The organism is Bradyrhizobium elkanii USDA 76, from assembly GCF_023278185.1.
In the GTDB taxonomy this organism is placed as follows: Bacteria; Pseudomonadota; Alphaproteobacteria; order Rhizobiales; family Xanthobacteraceae; genus Bradyrhizobium; species Bradyrhizobium elkanii.
In genome coordinates this window covers 1,486,713-1,502,504 of record NZ_CP066356.1, presented here as the reverse complement: position 1 = coordinate 1,502,504, position 15,792 = coordinate 1,486,713, and the positions used below count along the sequence as shown (strand labels likewise).

Here is a 15,792-nt window from a genome sequence, read left to right as displayed (position 1 = left end):
GCCGGCGACCATTCAGGCCAAATTACCCGGCTCTGCGCACGGTTTCGGCAAGCCGGTCGCCGCCGACCAGCGCGGCAAATTGACCGATCGGGGCCGGCCGGCCGATCAGATAGCCCTGCACCGCGTCGCAGCCCTCTTCGGCGAGGAAGCCGAGCTGCGCCTCGGTCTCGACGCCCTCGGCGACGATCGACATTTCAAGGCCGTGGCCGAGATCGATCACCGCGCGCACGATCGCGGCCGATTGCGGGTTGCGGCCGAGATTGATGACGAAGGCGCGGTCGATCTTGATCTTGTCGAACGGAAACGCCTGCAGGTAGCTCAGCGAGGAATAGCCGCTGCCGAAATCGTCCATCGAGATGCGCACGCCGAGCGCCTTCAGCCGCCGCAGCAGCGACAGGCCGCGGTCGAAATCCTCGATCAGCACGCCTTCGGTGATTTCGAGCTCGAGCCGGTCGGGCGTGAGCCCGGTCTCGAGCAGGATCGAATGGACGAGGCCGACGAGGTCGCCATGGGTGAATTGCGCCGGCGACAGGTTCACCGCGACCTGCAGCGGGATCGCCCAGGACGCCGCCTCCCGGCAGGCTTCGCGCAGGATCCATTCGCCCATCTCGACGATCAGGCCGCTTTCTTCCGCGAGCGGAATGAAGTCGCCGGGCGGCACGAAGCCGCGCACCGGATGGTGCCAACGCGCCAGCGCCTCGAAGCCGATGATCTGGCTGGCCGCCACGCTGCCGCCCGCGGCGGCCTGCGGCTGGTAGTAGAGCGACAATTCGCCATTCTTGATCGCGACCGACAGCTCCTGGTGCAGCACGCGGCGATCACGGATCTGCTGGTCCATCTCCGGTTCGAAGATCGAGATCGTGCCGCGCGACTTCGCCTTGGCGCGAAACAGCGCCGCGCCGGAATTGGCCAGCAGCGAGGCCGCGTCGGATCCGTTGTCCGGGAACACCGCGATCCCTGTGGTGAGGCCGGTCCGCACCGACTTGCCGTCGATCAGGAAATCCTGTCCGAGCGCCTCGGCGGCCTGCTCGGCCAGCGCGATGCCGGCGACCGGCTGCTTGCCGTCGATGATGAGGCCGAATTCGTCGCCGGACAGCCGCGCCACCACGCCGCCGCGCGCCACGGTCTGCAGGCGCTGCGCGACCTCGATCAGCACCTTGTCGCCCATCGCGTGGCCGTAGACGTCGTTGATCTCCTTCAGCCCGTCGAGATCGACGCAGAGCACGGCGAACTCCTCGTCGGTGCCGTCGCAGGCCTCGATCATCTGGGTCAGCGCCTGCAGGAAGGCGGCGCGGTTCGGCAGATCGGTCAGGCCGTCATGATAGGCCATGTGCGCCATGCGCGACTCGGTCTGGCGCCGGTCGGTGACGTCCTCATGGGTCTTGATCAGATATTGCGGCTCGCCGACATCGTCGAGCACGGTCATGCGGCGGGTCAGGAACAGCCGCAGGCCGTCCTTGGTCGAGATCGGATGCTCCTCGGCGATCATGCTGCGCTTCCTGATCGCGGCCTCGTCGCGGGCGATGATCAGCTTGGCTTCACGCGCATTGAAGATGTCGGACGCGGTCAGGCCGGCGGCGTCCTCGCGGCGGCGATTGAGGATCGTCTCGGCGCTGCGGTTGGCCAGCAGGTAACGGCCGTCGCTGACCCGCTGCACGATCAGCGAGACCGGGATGTTGTCGACCACGAGCTCGAGGAATTTCTTGTTGTTCTCGAGCTCGCGCGACAGCGAGCGGCGATCGGTGACGTCCTCGAACAGCGCGATCAGGAATTCCGGTTCGCCGGCCTCGTTGCGGGCGATCACGCGGTTGGAGGCGAGGATCCGCTTGTCCGAACCGCGTTCGACGAAGAATTCGCTGCGATGATAGCCTTCCGCCGCGTTCAGCGCCGCGTGGTCGGCGGTGTCGATGCTGGCGGCGGTCTCGGGCCGGAAGATCTCGTCGGCGCGCTTGCCCACGATGTGATCGCGCGAGAAGCGCGAGAAGCGCTCGAAGGCGCGGTTGGCGAAGATGTAGCGGCCGTCCTCGATGTTCTTGGCCGCGACGCAGACCGGAACGTTGTCGAGCACCGATTCCAGGAATTGCGTGGTCGAGGCGAGCTTGCGCGACAGCTTGCGCTGGTCGGTGCAATCGAGATGGGTCGCGACCGAGCCGCCGTTCGGCAGCGGAAAATACTTCACGAGCACCGACCTGCCGCCGGGCAGCTCGGTGACCAATCCCTCGGGCGCCGCGGCCCTGGCGAAGAAATCCTCGGCGCTGAGGTCGAGCACGCCGCGGTCGCGGCGCAGCTCGAGCAGCTCGACGCCCGTCATGTTGCGCCGGATGTCGGCGCGCGACAGGCCGTAGATGTCGAGATAGCGGTCGTTGCAGAACACGATGCGCTCCTGCGCATCGGTCATCACCACGCCCTGGTTCAAATGGTTGAGTGCCGACGAGACGAAGGCGTTGCGCCGCAATTGCGCGCGCTTGGCCTTGCGCAGCGCCGAAAGGATCCACAGCCCGACCGCGCCGAAAAAGGACGCCACCACCACGCTGCCGATCAGGAGCTCCCAGACCACGCCGGGATCGAGGCTGCCCAGATAGCTCGACGGCGCGAACGCACCGGTGCCGGCCCGGGCTGCAGCGCACGGCGCGACGGCGGCGATCAGGCAGAGCACGGCCCTTGCCGGAATCGAATTCTTCCCGCCCGCCTGCACCTTCCTGCCAGCCATCGATCACCCGCGGATTTCCGGGGCGAGTGTCCGGCTCCGGCGGTTTGGATCGGGTAAACGCGTACTGATGCAACCGGAAAATGCTGACTTAATTTATGGCAATTGCCCTGACATGATTAATGCTCCACTAACAGGGCATGGCCTCCCAACTATTTGAGATGGCCCAAGCACTTGCCTAATAAGCACTTGCCCAAAGCGACCGGATCGGCTGAACGATGCTGGCGGCAGCGGCCAGGGCGCGGCCGGGCGGAAATTTTCGGACCTGAAGGACGAGATGGACAGGGTTGATTGCGTGATCGTCGGTGCGGGGGTGATCGGCCTCGCGGTGGCGCGGCGGCTGGCACAGGCCGGCCGCGAGGTGATTGTGATCGAGGAGGCCGAGGGGATCGGCACGGTGACCTCGTCGCGAAACAGCGAGGTGATCCACGCCGGCATCTACTACCGCGCCGGCAGCCTGATGGCGCGGATGTGCGTCAGCGGCAAGCGGGCGCTCTACCGCTACTGCGCCGAGCACGGCGTCCCGCACAAGAATTGCGGCAAGCTGATCGTGGCCACAACGCCGGCGGAGACCGAGAAGCTGCAGTCGATCCGCGCGCATGCCAAGGCCAATGGCGTCGACGACATGCAGCTGTTGTCCGGCGAGGCGGCGCGCGCCCTGGAGCCGGCGCTGAATTGCGACGCAGCGCTGCTGTCGCCCTCGACCGGGATCATCGACAGCCATGCCTACATGCTCGCGCTGCGTGGTGACGCCGAGGAGGCGGGGGCGGCGTTCGCCTTCCATACGCCGCTGCTCCACGCCTGGGCCACCGCCGACGGGTTCGAGATCGAGGCCGGCGGCGCGGCGCCGATGACGCTGGCCTGCGATCTCCTGGTCAATGCCGCCGGGCTCGGCGCGACGGCGGTCGCGCGCAACGTCGAGGGCATGCCGATCGAATTGATTCCAACGGCCTATTTGGCCAAGGGCAATTATTTCAGCTGCAGCGCCAGGGCGCCGTTCTCGCACCTGATCTACCCGGTGCCGGAACCCGGCGGGCTCGGCGTGCACCTGACGCTCGACATGGCCGGACAGGCGAGGTTCGGGCCCGACGTCCAATGGATCGATCACATCGATTACGCCGTCGACCCTGATCGGGCCGAGCGGTTCTATCCGGCGATCCGGAAATACTGGCCGGCCCTGCCGGACGGCGCGCTGATGCCGAGCTACTCGGGAATCCGCCCCAAGATCGTGCCGCCGGCGGTGGCGACGCAGGACTTCCTGATCCAGGGGCCCGCCGATCACGGCGTCGCCGGCCTGATCAACCTGTTCGGCATCGAATCGCCCGGACTGACGTCATCGCTCGCGGTCGCCGACCATGTCGGCGAGTTGGCGGAACTCTGAGCAAATACAGTATGGCCTGCCGGGGGATGCGCGCACTTGGGCGTTCATCCCTCGGTGAAAGGCCAGGCTATTTGCTAATTTGCAGGGGGGCGGTCTAGTGGACCGTGTCGTCGGCGGACAGTCTCAACCGCTCGATTTGATCCTTGACCATCAACTTGCGGCGCTTCAGCTCGCAAATATGGAGGTCGTCTACAGAGGGGTGAACGAGCGCTTCGTGCAGTTCGTTCTCGAGTATTTTGTGTTTACGCTCCAGCTCAATGAGATGGGCCTGTATTGCCATTGCGAACACTCCTCGGTGCGTTAAACCTCAGGTTCGATCCGGACCGCCGAGTGTACACGAGTGGACGGCGCTGTCGATGGGGGACGCGAAATGCCGCACGCACTCATTTCGGTTTATCTGTAACCAATCGTGACTATGGAACCGGTCCGGCTTGCGCGGCGCGCGCGCAAGGAGGATATTCCGGCGAGCGGCGACTTCCGCCGCAACAACCTCATCGTGCCTATCAGTTAATATACAACCATGAACGATCAGGATGAGCGCGAACTAATCGCCGAGCTCGCGCGTCTGCAGCAAGAGCACCGCGACCTCGATGCCGCGATCGACGCGCTGCACCAGTCGCCGGCGCCGGATCTCTTGATGTTGCAACGCTTGAAGAAGCGGAAGCTGCAACTGCGCGATCGCATCGCCTTCATCGAAGACCAGATCACGCCCGACATCATTGCCTGACGCGCGCCGCGGCGCGCGGCCTTCGCGGTTGGGCGCTTCCGGTTCAGGCCGGGCGGCGGTTTTCCCCGTCATCCACAGCGCCTCACCGGCTTCACGTTCGCGGCAACGGACGCGAGGCGATTTCCCGGCGCTTGACTCTATCGGAACAAAAAGAGAACATACCGATCCAGCCGCCAGCCATCAGAGGGAGTTTCGCCATGTCCGCACCGCCTTCCCTGCCCGACAACAGCCGCTACGAGAAGGCCTGCGATCAGGCGATCGCGATGTGCGACGGCAACCTGCGCAGCACCATCAAGGCGCTGATCATGGCCAACGAATACCTGGAAGCCGAGCTTGAGGAATTGCAGACCGCGATCACCGCCGGCTGCGTGCCGGCGCAGACCCGGGCGGCGAGCGACGCCGCCTGATCCTTGGCCCGATCCTTGGCCTGATCCTTGGCCTGATCTTCAGGGAGCACAGCGATGGCCGATGTAACCTATTACGTGGCACTGCCCTTCATGCAGGACGATGACGGCACGCCGGTCGCCGGCAATGCCGAGGAATGCCAGAGCTCGGCGGTCGCGCTGCGCCGCGCGGAGACCATGTCGCGGATGCCCGGCAGCATCGGCGCCGTCGCGTTCAGCCGCACCGGCGATCCCGCGATCGGCGAATTCGGCGATGCCAAGCTGTTGCGGGCCTACGGCAATGTGCCGGAGGACCTGAGCGCGCTTTGATCGGCCCGGATCCTCTAGGATTCGTGGCGCCGCTGCGCCTTGCGCACATACATCGCACGGTCGGCCTCATCGAGAACGCGATCGATATCCGAATGCGCGGTGAGGATCGCAACGCCGGCGGAGGCGCCTGCGGTGACCTGGCTGTCGCGGAACATGAAGGTCAACCGATCGATCGCCTCTTCCAGCGCAGCCGCCTTGGCGCGGGCATCGATCTCGCTGAGATTCCACAGCAGCACGGCGAACTCGTCGCCGCCGAGACGGCCGATCACATCGGAAGCGCGCACCTGATCCGATATCGCGGCAACGATCGCCTTCAGCACCTCGTCGCCCGCCGCGTGGCCGAAGGCATCGTTGATCGGCTTGAGGCGATCGACGTCGAGCACGATCAGCGCGCCGGAGGCCTGATAGCGCTTGATGAAGGAAAGCGAACGGGCGAGCTCGCGCTCGAATCCGCGCCGGTTCAGGATGTCGAGCAGGAAGTCGGTCTCGGCGGCGGCCTGCAGCGCCTCGATCCGGGCCTGCGCCCGCGCCAGCTGCGCCCGCAAGCTGCGGATCGTCGATTTGTCGCCGGATGCGACCGCGCCTCGCGTGGAAGCTTCGGTTCCGGCCCGTTTGGTTCCAGCCCGCTTGGCCCCAGTCTTGCCCGGCCCGGATTTGCGCGCGGCGGGCGCGCCTTTGCGTCGTTTCGCGGCCCCGGAGGCGGCCGCCGTCGTCTTCTTCTTCATGCGCATCCTTGTTGAGGCCTGCTTATGAAGGCTTGCCGGGATTCACCAAGACAGGATAGTCCATTCTAACTCCCTTGCCACGCCTTGGATGACGCCCGGGCCGCCCCTATAATCGGCCTATGCTTTTGGATTCCTGCACAGAATTGAAGAGATGACCGCTCCGATCGCCATCATCATGGGAAGTCAGTCCGACTGGGAAACCATGCGCCATGCCGCCGAGACGCTGGCTGCGCTCGGTGTGGCCTGCGAAACGCGTATCGTTTCGGCCCACCGCACCCCGGATCGGCTCTATGCCTTCGCCAAGGGCGCCAAGGCAGCCGGCCACAAGGTGATCATTGCCGGCGCCGGCGGCGCCGCCCATTTGCCGGGCATGACCGCCGCGCTGACGGAGCTTCCGGTGTTCGGGGTTCCCGTCGAGTCGAAGGCGCTGTCGGGCATCGATTCGCTCTATTCGATCGTGCAGATGCCGGCCGGCGTCCCGGTCGGGACGCTGGCAATCGGCAAGGCCGGCGCGATCAATGCCGCGTTGCTCGCGGCGAGCGTGCTCGCGCTCAACGATCCGGCTCTGTCGGGCCGCCTTGCGGCCTGGCGCAAGCAGCAGACCGACGCGATCAGCGAGCATCCGGAGGGCGCGGCGTGACGGCTTCGAACGGAGTGAAGCTGAAGCCGGGCGACACCATTGGAATCCTCGGCGGCGGGCAATTGGGCCGGATGCTGGCGATGGCCGCGGCGCGGCTCGGGCTCCGCTGCCAGGTGTTTTCGCCGGATCCGGACTCCCCGGCGTTCGACGTGGTGCAGAACGCGACCTGCGCGGAATATGCCGACGTCGAGGCGCTCGAACTGTTCGCCAACGACGTCGACGTCGTCACCTATGAGTTCGAGAATGTCCCGGCCGCGACCGCGATGGTGCTCGCCGCGCGGCGCCCGGTGCTGCCGGCCTACAAGATCCTGGAGACCACGCAGGACCGGCTGATCGAGAAGGATTTCGTCAGCAAGCTCGGCATCGGCACCGCCGACTACGTCGACGTCTCCTCGGTCGGCACGCTGCGCACGGCGATCGAGCGCATCGGCCTGCCTGCGGTGATCAAGACCCGCCGCTTCGGCTATGACGGCAAGGGCCAGGCCATCATCCGCGCCGGCGACGACCTTGAACAGGTCTGGCAGGACCTCGGCACCAAGTCGGCGATCCTCGAAGCCTTCGTGCCGTTCGAGCGTGAGATCTCGGTGATCGCGGCCCGCTCCGCGTCCGGCGAAGTCGAATGCTTCGACGTCACCGAGAACGAGCATCGCGACCACATTCTGAAAACTTCCCGCGCGCCGGCCGCAATCCCCGATGAGCTTGCCGCGCAGGCGCGCGCGATCGCCGAAAAGATCGCCTCGGCGCTCGACTATGTCGGCGTGCTCGCGGTGGAGATGTTCGTGGTGCCCGGCAACGGCAGCAAGGCGGCGGTGCTGGTCAACGAGATCGCGCCGCGCGTGCACAATTCCGGCCACTGGACGCTCGACGGCGCCTCGATCTCACAGTTCGAGCAGCACATCCGCGCGATCGCCGGCTGGCCGCTGGGCAAGCCGGTGCGCCACGGCGATGTCGTCATGACCAACCTGATCGGCGACGACATCCTGAGCTACGAGCAGTGGCTCACCGTTCCCGGCGCCACGGTGCATCTGTACGGCAAGGGCACGCCGCGCCCCGGCCGCAAGATGGGACACGTCACCGAAGTGACGCCTGCCCGCAAGCCATAATTCCACTAAGGCGCGATGAGATATTCATCGCGCTTTAGCTCGTCGTTTGAGCACGATTTCTTCGGAAAACCGCTTCCCACTTTTCCGGATCATGCTCCGGCGGCCGCAAGCCGCCTTCGACACATCGATGGAAATGGGATCGTGGCAGCCGCGATCCATGAGAGCATCGGTTCCGGTTCAATCAGAACCGATGCTCTGGATTTTTGTTTACGCGTTTTCTTCACGCGAACCGGCGTCCGCTTCGCTCGAAAACGCTCGCGCCGATCACGCCGTCTTCGCGCCGGCGACGATGCCGGCCGGCTCGTCGCTGAGCCAGCGGTAGATCACACCGCCGAGCGCGCCGCCGATCAGCGGCGCGACCCAGAACAGCCAGAGCTGCCCCAACGCCCAGCCGCCGACGAACAGCGCCGGTCCGGTGCTGCGCGCCGGGTTCACCGACGTATTGGTGACGGGAATGCTGACGAGATGGATCATCACCAGCGCGAGGCCGATGGCGAGCGGCGCGAAGCCGGCAGGCGCCTTGCCATGGGTCGATCCCATGATGATGAACAGGAACATCATGGTCATCACTACCTCGGTGATGAAGCACACCACCATGTTGTACTGGCCGGGCGAGTGCGCGTCATAACCGTTGGAGGCAAAGCCCTTGCTGACATCGAAGCCGGGCGCGCCGCTCGCGATCACATAGAGCAGCCAGGCCGCGATGATGGCGCCCACGACCTGCGCGATGATGTAGGGCAGCACCTGGCCGCCCGGGAAACGCCCACCCGCGGCGAGCCCGACCGTCACCGCCGGGTTGAGGTGGCAACCCGAGATATGGCCGATCGCATAGGCCATGGTCACCACGCTCAGCCCGAAGGCCAGTGACACGCCGACCAGTCCGATCCCGACCTGCGGAAAGCCGGCCGCGATCACCGCGCTGCCGCAACCAGCGAATGTGAGCCAGAACGTACCGATGGCCTCGGCAGCGTATTTTTTCATCTCCATCTCGCATCTCCCCTATTTCCAATGTCCGGGTTATCCAAAACGCCGGGAGCGGCCCTCATCTGGGCGCCAAACCACCCAAATCAGGGCCGCACAATGGCATTTTCGCCCTATTTCGTGGCTTTACTAGGCCCGAAAGTCACTCGACCGGTGGACATCTGCGCGTTTGTCTGATACATGCGCCCGCCTAGGGTTAAGAGGCAGGCCTTTTGCCGCCCCTTCACCTCGCCAGAATTCCGAACCGATCAATTCAAAAGAGGATGCCGCGTGCAGGTTCTCGTCCGCGATAACAATGTCGACCAAGCCCTGAAGGCGCTGAAGAAGAAGATGCAGCGCGAGGGCATTTTCCGCGAGATGAAGCTCCGCGGTCACTACGAAAAGCCCTCCGAGAAGAAGGCCCGCGAAAAGGCCGAAGCCGTGCGCCGCGCACGCAAGCTGGCGCGCAAGAAGCTGCAGCGCGAAGGCCTGCTGCCGATGAAGCCGAAGCCGGTGTTCGGCGCCGGCCCCGGTGGCGACCGCGGCCGTCCGGGCGGTGCAGGCGCTGGTCGCGGCCCTCGCTGAACCGTTTTGCCGATATGGAAGTCTAACAGCGCGGGCCACGGGCCCGCGTTGTCGTTTTGAAGCACGCCGCGTTCCGGGGTACCCATGCAAAACGACCGGCAAGAGCATTTTGCATGACGGCTGATCCGGGATCCCGCCCGCTCTTTCCAGGACCCGCGCAGCGCCGTCGCGCGCCGCATCTCGTCATCATTGCAGTGCTTCTCGGCCTGCCGCTCGGGGGCTGCTCCTTCGACCTCGGTTCATGGGGCTCCTCGGACGACAAGCCGAAGCCGGCTGCCACCGCCGACAAGCCCGCCGCCGACACCATCACGCCGCAAGACGTCAACAGCGCCAAGGATCACACCACGCGCGCTCAGGTGCTGGCACGCTCCGGCAAGCTCGACGAGGCGATGGCGGAGTTCGAACAGGCACTGGTGGCCGACCCTTACAACATCCAGGCGCTCTACGGCCGCGCCCTGATCTATCAGGGCCGCGGACAGCATCAGCAGGCGATCGACGATTTCACCGCGGCCAGCGGGCTGTCGCCGCAGAAGGCCGAGCCCCTGGTCGGCCGTGCGACCAGCTACCTCGCGCTCGACAAGGCCAAGCAGGCCGCCAGCGATCTCGACGAGGCCGTGCAGGCCGATCCAAGCAATGTTGCGGCGTGGAGCGCTCGCGGCCAGGCCTATGAGCGGCTCGGCGACAAGGCCAAGGCGGCGGCGTCCTACAATCGCGCGCTGGCGCTGCGGCCAGGTGACGGCAATGCGCGCAGCGGGCTTGCGCGCACCGGCGGCTAGCGCTCGGCGTGAAGACAACCCGTCAGGAACGATCGAGCGGCGTTGCGGCTACTTCGGCAGGACGGCGTGGAACATCGACTTCATGCCGGAGAACATGTCGTCGGTCACCGATGTGCGCTCGTTCTTCTGCGCCGGCATGATCGCCTCGGCGCGCAGGTCGAGCGGGGCCTGCACCACTGGGACCGGAATGTCGGCCGGCGGCGTCAGCCGGTTGGAATCCTGGCCGCCGGCGGCGTAGGGCGGACGCGGCTGCGAGGATTGATCGACATTGTCAGTGGACGGGCTCGACACCATGATCGGCGGCGGCAACGGCCGGATCGCCGAGGTGGCTGCCGGACGCTGCGCCTCAGGCAGGCGGGCGAGATCGGTGCGCGTGGCATCCTGGGACCGCGCCGCCTCCTGCGGACGCTCCTTGCGCAGCCGCTCGATGGCGGCGCGCGCGAGGTCGTTGGCGTCGCGGCTTTCCTCGGGCGTCACAGCAGTCTCGACCGGCGCGGCTGACGCCGCAGGCGCCGCCGGCTGCGGCGCGGCGGGCGTGACCTTCGCGACGGCCTTCGGCGCCGCCGGATGATGGCGGGTGTCGGCGGGGATGCTGGCGGTATCGGCCGGCGCGTCAGGCTTTGCGTCGGCAGATTTGGGATCGGCCGATTTCTCGGCGGGCTTCTCGGTGACGGTGGCCTTCTCGGACGCCGAGCGCTCGATCAGGGTGCGCTCGGACATGCCCTTGGCCTTCACGCCGGCTTCGGGGAGGCTGCTGACGACGGCGGCGGGCTTGGCGGCGGCCTTCGGATCGGCCTTGGGATCGACTGCGGCGGTCACGGCTGCGGCTGCCGGCGCCTCCGGCTTGGCCACGATGTAGTGATTAACGATGTACGCCCCGATGATGGTCGCTGCCACCGAGGGTAAGATGTCCATCACGAATTTCTTCAGGTAACTCAGCATGACCTGCCACTCCCCACCCCGGTATTACATGCTGGAACTTTGAGGCACATTCAGGGATCAACTGCGTCGGATCGGTGGCAAACCCCCGTTCCGACGTCACCTTTGGTGTCGCTTTGGTTTCAGCCGGAGGCGCCCCCTGCGCAGGCCGCATCCGCCTGCTAGATCATCGCGCAGCCGTTAACGGGTTATGAATTTCCACAGCCGCGCCGGCTCGGATCTGCCATTCGGCGGGTGCAGGGTTCCTTGCAGGGGTCCTTGCAGGGTTGTTGCGCCGCGTCAGGGCTTGAGCTCGACCTCGAGGAACACGATCTCGCTGGCCGTCTCGTTGAGCACGTTGTGCTGGACCCCGGCCTTGCGGAAATAGGATTTGCCGGCTCCGAGCTGCGCCTTCGAGCGCTCGCCGTTCGGCGCCACGATCGTCATCTCGCCCGCCGTGATCGGAACGATGACATAGTCCATCCCATGGGTGTGGTGGCCGGTGGCGCTGCCCGGCGCAAGGCGCCATTCGGTCACGCGGACCTCCGCGGTATCCACCTGCACATCCGATTTGGCGCTGAGCATCGTCATTCTCTCCAAGTTTTTTGAGCGGATCATGCTCTACGGCACGAAAACCATGAACACGAACACGGCGAACACCACCATGTGAACGAGCCCGAACAGGATGTTGGTGCGGCCGGTTCCGAAGGTGAGCATGCTGACCATGAAGGTCAGCAGCAGGATCAGCATATGCTGGTTGCTGAGCCCGAGCACCAGCTGCTTGTCGAGCACAGAGGCGGCAACCGCCACCGCCGGAACCGTGAGCCCGATGGTGGCGATCGAGGAGCCGAGCGCGAGGTTGATGCTCTTCTGCAGGTCGTTCTTGCGCGCTGCCGACACCGCGGCAACGCTCTCCGGCAACAGGATCAGGGCCGCCACCACCAGGCCGGCAAAGGCCGGCGGCGCGCCGATCTTGACGGTGACGACATCGACCACCAGCGAGAATTTCTTCGCCAGCAACACCACCGCCAGCAGCGAGATCAGCAGCAGCGCAACGCTGATCGCCGTCATGCGGTCCGACATCACCTCGCCATGCGCCGCCGCCTCGTTGGCGCCGCTGACGAAATAATCGCGGTGCCGGATGGTCTGGGTGTAGAGGAACACCGCGTAAAGCAGCAGGGTCACGACGCTGATCACGGCAAGCTGGGCCGTGGAGTAGATCGGCCCCGGCGCTGTGAGCGTGAAATTCGGCATATCGAGCGTGATGGTCGCGAGCACGAACAGCACGCTGAGGTAAAGGTTGGCGCCGGTGATCTGGAAATCCTGCTCGCGGTAGCGGATGCCGCCGATGAAGATGCAGAGCCCGACCAGGCCGTTGCAGACGATCATCACCACCGCAAACACCGTGTCGCGGGCCAAGGTCGGCGCCGGCGTGTCGCCCAGCATGATGGTCGAGATCAGCGCCACCTCGATGATCGTCACCGCGAGCGTCAGCAGCAATGTGCCGAACGGCTCGCCGATCCGCTCGGCGATCATCTCGGCATGGTGGACCGCCGCGAACACGGTGCCGAACAGAATGACCAGAAGTACCGCCGCAAACACCCAGCCACCGGCCGACGGCGCGAAGCTGTAGCCGGTGGCCGTGACCGCGGCAAACAACAGCACCGCCAGAACGGGATACAGCCAGGCCGACCGCGGCATCGGTCCGTGTGCGCTCATCGTGGGGTCCCCTCACTTCGGTGCCGCGATTATGCGACAGACAATCGCCGCCGTCAGCCTCTTGCGGCGTCGATAAACCGTCGCGCCGTCGCCATCGCACCGAAATCGTCGAGATTGTCGTGCCCGCCACCGGGCAGTCGCACGAATTGCCTGGGCTCATGGGCGAGGCCGAACAGGCGCTCGCCGAAGCGAATCGGGATCACCGGATCGTCGGCGCCATGCATGATCAGGAGCGGCGCCTTGACCCGCGCGATGAGCCGGTCGGAGTGGAATTGATCGCGCATCAAAAGGCGGACCGGCACATACCAGAAATGCGCGCCGGCGACGTCAGCCGTCGACGTATATGGCGCCTCAAGGATCAGCTTGCCGAGCGGATGTTCGGCGGCGAGCGCAACCGCAACGCCCGTGCCGAGGGAGAATCCCCAGGCCACGATCTGCTCGGCGCGGTAGCGCGCGGTGGCGAAGGCGTAAGCCGCCGCGGCGTCCTGCAGCAGTCCCTGCTCGCTCGGAGACCCGCTCGACCCTGCGTAACCGCGAAAGGACAGCGCCACCAGCCCGGTGCCGTCGGCCGTGATGGCCTTGAAGCGCGCCACGCGCCCGGCAAGGAAATCGCCATTGCCGTGGAAGAACAGCACGACGGGCCGGCCCGGCTTCGCCGGCACGTGCCAGACGATGACCTTCTCGCCGTCGCCGGTGGTCAGGACATGTTCTTTCGCTTCGGGAAGGCCCGCGGCCGCCGGCGCGGTCCGCCCGACCGGCGGGATCGGAAACAGCAGTTCGCGCTGCTTGACATACAGCGCCACGAGGCCGCCGAGATAGATGACGACCGCGGCGATCAGGAGCCATTTCAGGATTGCGAGTGCCAGCGCCATCACCGGTGGCCGCGGCTATTTGCGGCGGGCGAGTTTGCGCAGCTTCTCGACGTCCGCCTTGACGCTATCGGGGACCGGCCGGCACGCGCACGCCGCCGCATGCGCGACGTGCCACTTGATGCGCTGTTCGCGCGTCGCCCGGGGCGGCATGCGATGCGCTCGATGCCACTCCCGGTTCAGCGTCATCGCTACCGCCTTACATCGCCTTGACGATGTTCTCGGTGACCTTCTTGGCGTCGCCGAGCAACATCATGGTGTTGTCGCGGTAGAACAGCGGGTTGTCGATGCCGGCGTAGCCCGAGGCGAGCGAGCGCTTGATGAACATCACGGTGCCGGCCTTCCAGACCTGCAGCACCGGCATGCCGTAGATCGGCGAGGTCTTGTCCTCTTCCGCCGCCGGGTTGGTGACGTCGTTGGCGCCGATCACGAAGGCGATGTCGGCCTGGGCGAACTCCGAGTTGATGTCCTCGAGCTCGAACACCTCGTCGTAGGGCACGTTGGCCTCGGCCAGCAGCACGTTCATGTGGCCGGGCATGCGGCCCGCCACCGGGTGAATGGCGTATTTCACCTCGACGCCTTCCTTCTTCAGGATGTCGGCCATCTCGCGCAGCGCGTGCTGTGCCTGCGCCACCGCCATGCCGTAGCCGGGCACGATGATGACCTTGGAGGCGTTCTTCATGATGAAGGCGGCGTCATCCGCCGAGCCGAGCTTGGCGGGCTTCTGCTCGCCGCTGCCGCCGCCGGCTGCCGCCGTCTCGCCGCCGAAGCCGCCGAGGATCACCGAGATGAACGAGCGGTTCATCGCGTGGCACATGATGTAGGACAGGATCGCGCCGGAGGAGCCGACCAGCGCGCCGGTGATGATCAGTGCCGAATTGCCGAGCGTGAAGCCGATGCCGGCCGCGGCCCAGCCGGAATACGAGTTCAGCATCGAGATCACGACCGGCATGTCGGCACCGCCGATCGGGATGATCATCAGCACGCCGAGCGCCAGCGCGATGATGGTGATCAGCCAGAAGTCGAGCGCGCTGCCGCTCATCACGAGGCCGACGATGAAGAACACCAGCGCCAGCGCCAGCACGATGTTGATGACGTGGCGGAACGGCAGGATGATCGGTGCGCCGCTCATCCGGGCCGACAGCTTCAGGAACGCGATCACCGAGCCGGTGAAGGTCAGCGCGCCGATCGCGACGCCGAGCGACATCTCGACCAGGCTCTGCGGATGGATGTTGCCGGGCGTGCCGATGTCGAACGCCTCGGGCGCATAGAACGCACCGGCGGCGACCAGCACCGCGGCCATGCCGACCAGCGAGTGGAATGCGGCGACGAGTTCGGGCATCGAGGTCATCGGCACCCGGCGCGCGATGACGGCGCCGATGCCGCCGCCGATCGCGACCGCGAGGATGACCAGCACCCAGGCCACGCCGTCGGCCGGCGGATGGCTCGCCAGCGTGGTGCCGACGGCGATCGCCATGCCGATCATGCCGAACATGTTGCCCTGGCGCGACGACGCCGGGCTCGACAGGCCGCGCAGCGACAGGATGAACAGCACCCCCGCCACGAGATACAACAGTGCAGAGAGATTGGCGCTCATCTCAGGTCCCCCAAAATCCTCATCACCCCGAGGTGATTGCCGCTCACTTGGCTTTCTTCTTGTACATCGCGAGCATGCGCTGGGTGACCAGGAAGCCGCCGAAGATGTTCACGCAGGCGAAGATCAGCGCGACGAAGCCGAAGCCGCGGGCCCAGCCCGAACCGCTCGAGACCATGCCGACGCCGACCGCGAGCAGCGCGCCGACCACGATCACCGAGGAGATCGCGTTGGTCACGCTCATCAGCGGCGTATGCAGCGCCGGGGTCACCGACCACACCACGAAATAGCCGACAAACACGGCGAGGACGAAAATCGACAGCCGGAACACGAACGGATCGACGGCCTGCGCGAGATGCTCCATGGCTTCTCTCC

General features: G+C 65.9%; 19 protein-coding genes. 8 read left to right on the top strand and 11 right to left on the bottom strand.

What is annotated here, in order from left to right; all coding sequences use genetic code 11:
* Positions 1-22 precede the first annotated feature (22 nt).
* A complete protein-coding gene (locus tag JEY66_RS07125; RefSeq protein WP_018268735.1) occupies positions 23-2,710 on the bottom strand; it encodes a sensor domain-containing protein in 2,688 nt (895 codons plus the stop codon).
* 262 nt (positions 2,711-2,972) lie between these two features.
* Here JEY66_RS07125 and JEY66_RS07120 point away from each other — a divergent pair, with 262 nt between their 5' ends.
* Positions 2,973-4,088, top strand: a complete 1,116-nt coding sequence (locus JEY66_RS07120) for an NAD(P)/FAD-dependent oxidoreductase (protein WP_334369657.1) — start codon at positions 2,973-2,975, stop codon at positions 4,086-4,088.
* 94 nt (positions 4,089-4,182) lie between these two features.
* On the opposite strand, the gene JEY66_RS07115 is transcribed toward JEY66_RS07120, so the two are convergent.
* Entirely contained in the window at positions 4,183-4,368 is a 186-nt protein-coding gene (locus tag JEY66_RS07115) for a YdcH family protein (protein WP_016847370.1), read from the bottom strand.
* A gap of 240 nt (positions 4,369-4,608) precedes the next feature.
* Between JEY66_RS07115 and JEY66_RS07110 the strand changes: the two genes are divergently transcribed.
* The 3 genes from JEY66_RS07110 (at position 4,609) to JEY66_RS07100 (ending at position 5,528) form a co-directional block, all read left to right on the top strand.
* Positions 4,609-4,815, top strand: coding sequence for a YdcH family protein (locus JEY66_RS07110; RefSeq protein ID WP_016847372.1), 207 nt, complete (start codon positions 4,609-4,611; stop codon positions 4,813-4,815).
* A gap of 197 nt (positions 4,816-5,012) precedes the next feature.
* A complete protein-coding gene (locus JEY66_RS07105) occupies positions 5,013-5,222 on the top strand; it encodes a hypothetical protein (RefSeq protein ID WP_018268737.1) in 210 nt (69 codons plus the stop codon).
* A gap of 54 nt (positions 5,223-5,276) precedes the next feature.
* Entirely contained in the window at positions 5,277-5,528 is a 252-nt protein-coding gene (locus JEY66_RS07100) for a hypothetical protein (protein ID WP_018268738.1), read from the top strand.
* Between the two features lie 14 nt (positions 5,529-5,542).
* Here the strand turns inward: JEY66_RS07100 and JEY66_RS07095 are convergent, their stop codons facing one another.
* On the bottom strand, positions 5,543-6,259 hold the full coding sequence (locus JEY66_RS07095; RefSeq protein ID WP_016847375.1) for a GGDEF domain-containing protein: 717 nt from the start codon (positions 6,257-6,259) through the stop codon (positions 5,543-5,545).
* A 145-nt stretch (positions 6,260-6,404) separates the two neighbouring features.
* Here JEY66_RS07095 and purE point away from each other — a divergent pair, with 145 nt between their 5' ends.
* Positions 6,405-6,893 (top strand): 5-(carboxyamino)imidazole ribonucleotide mutase, encoded by a 489-nt coding sequence (purE, locus tag JEY66_RS07090; RefSeq protein ID WP_016847376.1) that lies wholly within the window; start codon positions 6,405-6,407, stop codon positions 6,891-6,893.
* Entirely contained in the window at positions 6,890-7,996 is a 1,107-nt protein-coding gene (locus JEY66_RS07085; RefSeq protein ID WP_018268739.1) for a 5-(carboxyamino)imidazole ribonucleotide synthase, read from the top strand. The genes purE and JEY66_RS07085 overlap by 4 nt, the downstream gene beginning before the upstream one ends.
* A 264-nt stretch (positions 7,997-8,260) precedes the next feature.
* On the opposite strand, the gene aqpZ is transcribed toward JEY66_RS07085, so the two are convergent.
* Positions 8,261-8,983 (bottom strand): aquaporin Z, encoded by a 723-nt coding sequence (gene aqpZ, locus JEY66_RS07080; RefSeq protein WP_016840586.1) that lies wholly within the window; start codon positions 8,981-8,983, stop codon positions 8,261-8,263.
* Between the two features lie 264 nt (positions 8,984-9,247).
* On the opposite strand from aqpZ, the gene rpsU reads away from it, so the two are divergent.
* Together rpsU and JEY66_RS07070 are read left to right on the top strand one after the other, a co-directional pair.
* Complete coding sequence (gene rpsU, locus JEY66_RS07075; protein ID WP_018268740.1) at positions 9,248-9,541, top strand: 30S ribosomal protein S21; 294 nt, start codon at positions 9,248-9,250, stop codon at positions 9,539-9,541.
* A 113-nt stretch (positions 9,542-9,654) separates the two neighbouring features.
* Positions 9,655-10,317 (top strand): tetratricopeptide repeat protein, encoded by a 663-nt coding sequence (locus tag JEY66_RS07070; RefSeq protein ID WP_016840584.1) that lies wholly within the window; start codon positions 9,655-9,657, stop codon positions 10,315-10,317.
* Positions 10,318-10,365: 48 nt separating this feature from the next.
* Here JEY66_RS07070 and JEY66_RS07065 read toward each other — a convergent pair whose 3' ends face one another.
* From JEY66_RS07065 to JEY66_RS07035, 7 genes are all read right to left on the bottom strand, one after another.
* Positions 10,366-11,259 carry a prolipoprotein diacylglyceryl transferase gene (locus JEY66_RS07065; RefSeq protein WP_018268741.1) on the bottom strand — a complete coding sequence of 298 codons (894 nt, stop codon included), beginning with the start codon at positions 11,257-11,259 and terminating at the stop codon, positions 10,366-10,368.
* A gap of 276 nt (positions 11,260-11,535) precedes the next feature.
* The gene (locus JEY66_RS07060; protein WP_026191802.1) at positions 11,536-11,820 is read right to left on the bottom strand and encodes a cupin domain-containing protein; all 285 of its coding nucleotides are present in this window, start codon (positions 11,818-11,820) and stop codon (positions 11,536-11,538) included.
* A gap of 36 nt (positions 11,821-11,856) precedes the next feature.
* Complete coding sequence (locus JEY66_RS07055) at positions 11,857-12,954, bottom strand: calcium:cation antiporter (protein WP_018268742.1); 1,098 nt, start codon at positions 12,952-12,954, stop codon at positions 11,857-11,859.
* 53 nt (positions 12,955-13,007) lie between these two features.
* Complete coding sequence (locus tag JEY66_RS07050) at positions 13,008-13,826, bottom strand: alpha/beta hydrolase (protein ID WP_018268743.1); 819 nt, start codon at positions 13,824-13,826, stop codon at positions 13,008-13,010.
* A 15-nt stretch (positions 13,827-13,841) separates the two neighbouring features.
* The gene (locus JEY66_RS07045; RefSeq protein ID WP_016841606.1) at positions 13,842-14,012 is read right to left on the bottom strand and encodes a hypothetical protein; all 171 of its coding nucleotides are present in this window, start codon (positions 14,010-14,012) and stop codon (positions 13,842-13,844) included.
* A 10-nt stretch (positions 14,013-14,022) separates the two neighbouring features.
* Positions 14,023-15,420 carry an NAD(P)(+) transhydrogenase (Re/Si-specific) subunit beta gene (locus JEY66_RS07040; protein WP_018268744.1) on the bottom strand — a complete coding sequence of 466 codons (1,398 nt, stop codon included), beginning with the start codon at positions 15,418-15,420 and terminating at the stop codon, positions 14,023-14,025.
* A 43-nt stretch (positions 15,421-15,463) separates the two neighbouring features.
* On the bottom strand, positions 15,464-15,781 hold the full coding sequence (locus JEY66_RS07035) for a proton-translocating transhydrogenase family protein (protein WP_016841609.1): 318 nt from the start codon (positions 15,779-15,781) through the stop codon (positions 15,464-15,466).
* Positions 15,782-15,792: the final 11 nt, after the last annotated feature.